Origin of the sequence: Candidatus Aquarickettsia rohweri (genome assembly GCF_003953955.1) — a bacterium.
GTDB lineage: Bacteria > Pseudomonadota > Alphaproteobacteria > Rickettsiales > Midichloriaceae > Aquirickettsia > Aquirickettsia rohweri.
Genome location: NZ_RXFM01000064.1, coordinates 1 through 7,724 on the forward strand (window position 1 = coordinate 1; position 7,724 = coordinate 7,724).

A 7,724-nucleotide genomic window follows, 5' to 3' on the forward strand; every position below is an offset into this window, starting at 1 on the left:
CTACAAGAATTCTGTGCCATTTATAAAATGTACTTCTCGGCACATTCTTTTGCTTACAAAATTCATATTTACTTACATTACTTTTTTTATATTCTTCTACTAGCTCTTTCCATTTTTCATTACTTATTCTTTTTTTCTTTTTTTCTAATAGCATCATTAGCCTCTATTTTTTTAGGCTTTTGTTCTACCACTTATTTTTATTCTTGCCTAGATGCCCTTATTTTAGCGCTTACTTAGCTTTTTATATTATTTCAAAATAACTGATATATTTTTGCACTACATCTTTGGATATATTCTTATAATTTTTAAAATCATAATTTATATCACTTAAAGTATATATTTGTTCTATTAATGTTATACAAAAATTTAGAAAAATTTCATTTGAAATTGACTGAGTAAAATTCATTGAATTATATCTCTACAAATCATGAAAAAGTATAAGTTTTTCTATTTTTGACTCACCTATTTTAACTAATTTAACCCCATCATCACCTATTACTAAAAATATCTTATTATCAAATATAACAGGCAAATCATAATTTGAGTTTAATTCAAAAATCTTTCATCATCTAATATGGTCAGACTATGTTTAAAATATACAGAAGAGATTGACAATTCAAATAGATCTAATAAATGATTAAAACCTATCTCTGATCTTAAAAATAATATATTTTTTAAGATTTTATTATAATCAGATAAAGATAAAAATAAATTATATTTTTCACTTAATTCATGTTTATCAATATCTTTATTTGATTGAAGCACATCAATATTTTCAAGATACAAATTTTTAAATTTAGCACAAATATGATTTTGAAATTCAGACAATATTAAACAAAGTGCAATAGATAAATTATTTTGTATAAATGAATAAATATAAAAATCGTACTTTGTTTTATCAGTTGTTTCTATTTTTAAATTTATTCCATCTATCAATCCTTGAAATTCTTTTCTAGTAAATTTCTTATTTATCATTGCTGTAAAAAAAGAGCTAATCTGAGCTGGTGTAGCACCACCTTTTAAAAAGGAATTTGAACATTTCTTCACATCTTTATAGCATAGCTCTTTGCTTTGCATTAATTGTTGAATAAAATCCTTTATAATCATGCTTTTACTTTATTTTTTTGAGTATTATAGCAATAAAGCCTGAAGAACAAATCAATATACAACTTATCCAAATAAAGTTTATCATAGGATTGTATTGAACATTTAGCATAATTTTTTTAGAATCATCTGGTGAATTTATTGAGAAATAAATATCATAAAAGAAATTACTAATCATATCAACCTCTACTGTTTGTTGTTTTTCAATTGGATAAAATCTTATTTCAGGATAAACATTTAAATCATCATTTACAGATATAACTGCAGTTTTTGTTAAATAATTAGATTCGGTTTTATAAATGACATTTTCTAACTTAATATCTAAATTCCTAAAAATCATTTTTTCATTTAACTCAAGTACACTCATCTTTTCATCTTTTAACCCATAAAACATAGATATTGAAAAAATTAATATTGCAAATCCTGAATGAGCAATTGAAACTGGTAATATTTGTAATTTTCTCAATTTAAAAATAAGGGTCAATGATATTATGAATAATAAAATTGAGCAATGAATCCCAAGAACTGAATATAATTTATTTATTTTAAAATAATATACAATTATAAATGTAGTTATTATAGAGATAACAAATGATATTACCTTACCCTTTTTTGCAAATATCTTAAATATATCATTTGTTCCTAAGGTACATAAAATTACCAATAAAACAGTAATTGGAGTAATTAATGAATTATAATAATTACTATCAATTATTAAATATTTTCTAAAAAATACCTCCATAAACATTGTATATATAGTACCCAATGATACTATAATTGCAATTAATGATAGTACTATATTATTTAGTAATATGTATTTATTAGAAAAAGAACTTGCAGCATTATCTTTACATAATTTTTTAAAATTAACTGCATATAATAACAATGCAAATCCTGAAATCAGAAAAATTGATATTAATATAAAAAATCCTCTTTTAGGGTCTTGAGCAAATGAATGAACCGAAGCAATGGCACCAGACCTTACTATAAATGTTCCAATCATTACTAATGTAAATGTTATTATGGTAAGTAATATACTCCAATTTAATTGCAATTTAGAATCTTCAGAAAATCTAATAGAGTGAATCAATGCAATTGCAGTTATCCAAGGCATAAGTGATGCATTTTCAACAGGATCCCAAAACCAAAATCCTCCCCATCCTAATTCTCGATAAGCCCACCAAGCACCTGATCCTATTCCTAAAGTTAAAAAACTCCAAGCATATAAAATCCATGGCCTGATAGATTTAATCCATTGATTTTTGTCTTTTAATATTAATACTGACAATGCAGATGAAAAAGGTAGTGAAAAACCTACATAGCCTAAATAAAGTATTGGCGGGTGAAATGAGACTCCTATATCTTGTAACAATGGATTCATTCCTAAACCTCTAATAGGTGCAGGTATTATCCTTTCAAAAGGATTAGATGTAAATAATGTATAAATTACAAATAAAAAACCTAAAGTAGCTTGAAAAAATAATGTCAGGTTTTTTACAGGTATATTGTCATTAGCAATAATAGCAAATAAAAAAGTTGGTATAGTAATTGAAATTATCCAAAGCAACATTGATCCTTCATGATTGCTCCATGAACCTGCAATTTTATATATAATTGGTTTTAGCTCGTGAGAATTATAAAGAACATTTAATACTGAATAATCAGATATTACATAACAAATTACTAGACATAAAAAACTTATTATTGTTGATATTGTTGTAATTCCCCATGAATACAACATAATATTTGCTTTATATTTTATAGGAAATATAAAATTAGTTATTACAAATAATAATGAAATTAATGATAGATATAGAAAAAAATTCCCAATTTCAGCATACATTTTTGCTCCAAAGCTTACGGATATTTTGTTTTTGAGTTATTTATAATACAAATATTATTTATATCAACATAATTAATGGATATAGAATATCATTATTACATTACATACCTAATAGCTTTAGCATGTGGATTTAAAATCCATGAAGCATATATTATAGCTTATAGTTCACAAATGGTTGATGACAATGACACTAAATATACTATATATGATAAGCATAATAAACAAATTTTGTATAAAAATTTCGTATCTTCAATTACTAAGAAAAATATATATCTTTATGACTTGAAAAAAATTTTAATACCTTTTCACTTTTTACCAGATATAACAACGAATAATATACGAAAAGATGGAATAAAACATAAATTTAACACAATAAAATATTCCAAACTGGCAAAATTTATTCTAATGCACGCATTAAAAGTAAAAATTTGTATTGGATAGGTATTGCAACTCATGCATTTGTAGATACTTGGGCTCATCAAAATTTTATAGGAGAAAATTGTAGTTATAATGCTTTTAACAATTTACTGGCAAAATTTTCACCAAATATTGCACATTTAGATGCCTTAGATAAGCCTGATTTAGTTGGATTAATGTGGAAAGATACAAGACTTAAGGATGAAAAAATTAATAATGTAACAAGATTTTCAGAAGCATCTACTATGTTAACAGAATTATATTTAAATTTTACTAAAAGATATAATTTTAATATTAATAAATTCCTATTAATTTTAAAAAAAATTATGAGCAACAATGAAAAAAACAATTATTTTGATGTAAAAATTATGACAAGCACTAGAATTAAAAAATATAATAAAATTGCCAAAATAATTTCAAATTTTGATATATTAAATTACAAAATCAATTATTGGAGAGATGAATTTTTTACTAAACTAAACAATAAAAATTATACTATAAAATCAAATGTATCTTTTAAATCTACAAGCTGGTTTAAATTTCAAGAATCAATTAAATTACACTGTAATTTTACCTTACAAACTTTAAAATTATTGAAAATAAATCTATAAGATTGACCATAAAAAAGTTTTTATATAGCATTTAATTTACATATCAACTATATCAATTTATTACAATGACAGTTTTGTTCATCTCTGGGAGCACTAGAAAAAATTCCTATAATACTAAATTAGTTAAATTTGCTTATAATTATTCTCTTAAAATTGCTCTTAATTCAAAAATAGTCAATTTAAATGATTTTGAAATACCCATTTATAATGGAGATTATGAAAATGAAAATGGTATACCTCAAGATGTAAAAAAATTAAAACAACTATTTATAAGTTGCAAAGCCTTATACATATCTACACCTGAATATAATGGCTTTTTTTCTCCTTTATTAAAAAATACATTAGACTGGTTAAGCCGCCCTGAACCAGGAGATGAAATATCTTTAAGTGCCTTTAAAAATAAATTTGCAAGCATATCAGCTGCTTCTATAGGAAAATTTGGTGGAATAAGAGCTCTTCCACATTTAAGGCTTTTACTTAATAATTTAGGAGTAACTATTTCACATTATAATATAGCTATACCCTTTGCTGATAAAAATTTTAACCAGAAAGGAGAACTAAAAGATGAAAATTTAAAAAATGCACTTTTTAACTCAATTAACCATTTAAAAATTTTAATAAATGAATAGTTAATCTTCTTTAATTTAATTATATATTTTAATAAAAATTTAATTTTATTATTAATGTGATATATTTAAAGTTGAAAATATATAATAGGTAAAATTAAGTGAAGACATTGAAGTTATTTTTAATTAGCACACCATCTTGGGTGTATTGTTTGTTGTTGTATTATATTTGGAGTGAAATAAAATCTTCTAAAGATATATTGATTCAATTAAAAAAAATATTTATTGCTCCAATCATATTATTACTTTTATTCATACAAAATTTACTAACTTTAAACGAGATTGATATATTTATTATATACTCTTGCTTAGTATCAATTTTTATAGGAATAACCACAAGTTATTTAATAATTATAAAACATAAATTTACTTATATTTATAATTTTAAAAATAACGAATTGAAAATTCCTTATTCTAAAGTTTCTTTTATTTATATGCTCTTATTGTTTTTTAGCACTTATTACTTTAAATATTTACAAATTATTGATAAGAGCATATTTGAAGAAAGTATTATAGAAGAATTATATATATCACTATTTGCAATTCTTGCTGGATTATTTATTGGAAAATCAATGGGATATTTATACAATTTTAAGAAATTGTTTTATCTAAATATCAAAAACACACATTTACTATCGCTAAAGTAGTATAAAGTACTTGAAGTTGTTTGTCTCTGTGATACTATTTATTTATACAATTTAAAGTGGTGATAAATATGAAAAGAACATACATCTCAATATTTACTTTTTTAACTTTATTCTTAACAATAACTTATTATAATATAGAAATTATTAATGCTGATGACCCTAGTAAACAAACCGGGGATGATCCTGGCGCACAAATAGCTAATGTTTTATGTAATGTAATTAGTATAGCACAAGGTAATGTTGGTAAAACTATTGCTATATTAGTAACTATTTCCATTGCCATAGGACTATTTTTAGGTAAAATAACATGGGGCGTTGCTATAGCAGTTTCTGTAGGTATGGGAGTACTATTTGGCGCAAATTCTGTAGTAGAATTCATAGCTGCTGGAAAAGATGGAGCTGGTCCTTGCACTCAAAATAATAAATAATTGTTGATATCATAAAAAAATTATTTGATAAAAAAATAACTAAATTTTTAAATAAACCTAAGTTAAACAACGATGACTTAGGTTTATTATTACAATCTAAATTATTATTAAAAGACAATTTAGATTTTATACTACAGTCCCATACAGTCAATTCATCACTTTTTTATTCATTAAATCAATTAAATTTTATTGATGACTTTAAAAATAATTTAAAAATTGATTATAAATCACTTAAAGACTTTGATGAAGATAATATAGTTTTATCTAAAAAGTATGACCTAATTATTAGTTTTATGTCGCTTCATTATAGCAATGATTTAATTGGATCTTTAATTCAATATAAAAATAATTTAAAAAAAAATTCATTATTTTTGGGAATATTATTAGGTGGCCATACATTAATAGAATTAAAAAGCTGTCTAATAAAAACAGATGAAAAATCTTATGGCAAAATATATCCTAGAGTAATACCAATGATTAACCCTCAAATAGTTACACAAATTGCTCAAAGAGCAAATTTAAAAAATCCTATAGTTAGTATTGAAAAAATTAAATTAAGTTATAATAACTTAAAAACACTGATACATGATATAAGATCACTAGGCCAAGCAAATTTTTTACAAGACCAATGTACACACTTTGACCATAAAAATTATTTTAATAATGTAGGAAAAACATACTTTAAAGATTTTTCAGAAAATAATAATATATATGCAACTTTTGAATTTATAATTATATTTTCCTCTAAAAACTAATAAAAATTATGTTACAGACTGTTTTGACGAGTTAAAATTTTAAAAATATCTATCTTAAAAATAACCTATAAAATCATTGTGAATCAAAATATAAATACTTTTTCAAAGTTATTTAAAATAAATATTAAAATCTAAATGGAATTTTGTATATAAAACCTTTAGTCAATTTATTGATTTTGTTATTTATTTAAAGTACCTTAACAAATAAACGCACGTTATTCATTAGTCCAAAATTTTAAATTGACACATAAAAGTCTATTTATTGTTTTGAGTTTAGGAGTAATTGTTTAATTTTATTAAGTGTTTTTAGGAGGTAGTGATGAATAAGTTTGTATGGGCTATTATAATAATTGTTATAGCAGGCTTATCAATAAATAGCATTAATAATATACCAAAATCAGAGGCTGAAGTTGAAGCAAGTGCTAGTCAGTTACTTAATCAATATAAAAGAAGGAGTGAATTAGTTCCTCAAATTGTTGAAGTAGTAAAAGGGGCTGCAAATTATGAGAAGACTACACTTGAAAATGTAATTAAGGAACGTGCCAAAGTAGGTACAATAAAAATTTCTGCTCAAGATTTAAAGAATAACCCTAATCTAACTAAGCAATTTTTTAATGCTCAAACTAATATGGGATCTGCATTAACTAAACTTCTTGCTGTATCTGAGCGTTATCCAGAGTTAAAAGCAACTCAAAACTTTTCAACACTGCAGTCTCAAATAGAAGGAAATGAGAATAGAATTTCTGTAGCTAGAAGAGATTATATTAACTCTGTTAGAAATTTTAACATTTTAATAACTACATTTCCTGGCCTTATGTGGAATAAAATATTTTTCTCTCATGAAAAGTTAACAAACTACACAGAAAGTGATTCTATAAAAGAAACACCAAAAATAGCTTTTAACTAAAATGAAAAAAATTAGATATTTATATGTAAACGCTAAAATATCCCCATCTTGACAAGTATTATCCGCCTTTCTTTGGGTTTCTTAAGTTTTTTGATAATTCTAAAAAAAATTTAATTTGATGATATTTTTTTATCAATATTATATGGAAGTAAATTTACTAACTCTTTTGGATCAGAATAATCATGAATATGATTCAGCAAATATTTTAAATAATCATAAGGATTAATCTTATTTACTTTGCAAGTTTCAATAATACTATAAATATTTGCACTAGCTTTAGCACCCTTAGTTGTTGCACAGAACATCCAATTTTTTCTGCCAACTGCAAATGGTTTTATACTACGCTCCGAATCATTATTATCAATACGCAGTCTTCCATCTAAAAG

Annotated in this window: 9 protein-coding genes and 1 pseudogene; 6 read left to right on the plus strand and 4 right to left on the minus strand. The window is 23.8% G+C overall.

From position 1 onward, the window contains the following. The 3 genes from tnpA to EIC27_RS04735 all read right to left on the minus strand — a co-directional run. The coding region (gene tnpA / locus EIC27_RS08260) for an IS66 family insertion sequence element accessory protein TnpA (RefSeq protein ID WP_410519448.1) at window positions 1-157 on the minus strand (157 nt) is incomplete at its 3' end. Window positions 158-546: 389 nt separating this feature from the next. Then, the gene (locus EIC27_RS04730) at window positions 547-1,107 is read right to left on the minus strand and encodes a hypothetical protein (RefSeq protein WP_126044970.1); all 561 of its coding nucleotides are present in this window, start codon (window positions 1,105-1,107) and stop codon (window positions 547-549) included. Between the two features lie 4 nt (window positions 1,108-1,111). Then, window positions 1,112-2,947: a heme lyase CcmF/NrfE family subunit gene (locus EIC27_RS04735; RefSeq protein WP_126044971.1), complete on the minus strand. Its 1,836-nt coding sequence runs from the start codon at window positions 2,945-2,947 to the stop codon at window positions 1,112-1,114. A gap of 75 nt (window positions 2,948-3,022) precedes the next feature. On the opposite strand from EIC27_RS04735, the pseudogene EIC27_RS07990 reads away from it, so the two are divergent. From EIC27_RS07990 to EIC27_RS04770, 6 genes and pseudogenes are all read left to right on the plus strand, one after another. Then, window positions 3,023-3,975: pseudogene (locus tag EIC27_RS07990) on the plus strand (DUF6765 family protein). A gap of 65 nt (window positions 3,976-4,040) precedes the next feature. Beyond that, window positions 4,041-4,604, plus strand: coding sequence for an NADPH-dependent FMN reductase (locus EIC27_RS04750; RefSeq protein WP_126044974.1), 564 nt, complete (start codon window positions 4,041-4,043; stop codon window positions 4,602-4,604). A gap of 140 nt (window positions 4,605-4,744) precedes the next feature. Further along, the gene (locus EIC27_RS04755; protein ID WP_205702338.1) at window positions 4,745-5,248 is read left to right on the plus strand and encodes a hypothetical protein; all 504 of its coding nucleotides are present in this window, start codon (window positions 4,745-4,747) and stop codon (window positions 5,246-5,248) included. Window positions 5,249-5,316: 68 nt separating this feature from the next. Beyond that, the gene (locus EIC27_RS04760) at window positions 5,317-5,676 is read left to right on the plus strand and encodes a TrbC/VirB2 family type IV secretion system protein (protein WP_126044976.1); all 360 of its coding nucleotides are present in this window, start codon (window positions 5,317-5,319) and stop codon (window positions 5,674-5,676) included. Window positions 5,677-5,969: 293 nt separating this feature from the next. Then, a complete protein-coding gene (locus tag EIC27_RS04765; RefSeq protein WP_126044977.1) occupies window positions 5,970-6,431 on the plus strand; it encodes a hypothetical protein in 462 nt (153 codons plus the stop codon). Between the two features lie 319 nt (window positions 6,432-6,750). Beyond that, window positions 6,751-7,338, plus strand: coding sequence for a LemA family protein (locus EIC27_RS04770; protein ID WP_126044978.1), 588 nt, complete (start codon window positions 6,751-6,753; stop codon window positions 7,336-7,338). A gap of 110 nt (window positions 7,339-7,448) precedes the next feature. On the opposite strand, the gene EIC27_RS04775 is transcribed toward EIC27_RS04770, so the two are convergent. Beyond that, window positions 7,449-7,724: transposase domain-containing protein (locus EIC27_RS04775; RefSeq protein WP_153183752.1), on the minus strand; the 276-nt coding region annotated here is incomplete at its 5' end.

Excerpts from the sequence above, each read along its gene's own strand:
- EIC27_RS04730 (WP_126044970.1), bottom strand. The coding sequence starts at position 1,107 with ATGATTATAAAGGATTTTATTCAACAATTAATGCAAAGCAAAGAGCTA.
- EIC27_RS04735 (WP_126044971.1), bottom strand. The coding sequence starts at position 2,947 with ATGTATGCTGAAATTGGGAATTTTTTTCTATATCTATCATTAATTTCA.
- EIC27_RS04750 (WP_126044974.1), top strand. The coding sequence starts at position 4,041 with ATGACAGTTTTGTTCATCTCTGGGAGCACTAGAAAAAATTCCTATAAT.
- EIC27_RS04760 (WP_126044976.1), top strand. The coding sequence starts at position 5,317 with ATGAAAAGAACATACATCTCAATATTTACTTTTTTAACTTTATTCTTA.
- EIC27_RS04765 (WP_126044977.1), top strand. The coding sequence starts at position 5,970 with ATGTCGCTTCATTATAGCAATGATTTAATTGGATCTTTAATTCAATAT.
- EIC27_RS04770 (WP_126044978.1), top strand. The coding sequence starts at position 6,751 with ATGAATAAGTTTGTATGGGCTATTATAATAATTGTTATAGCAGGCTTA.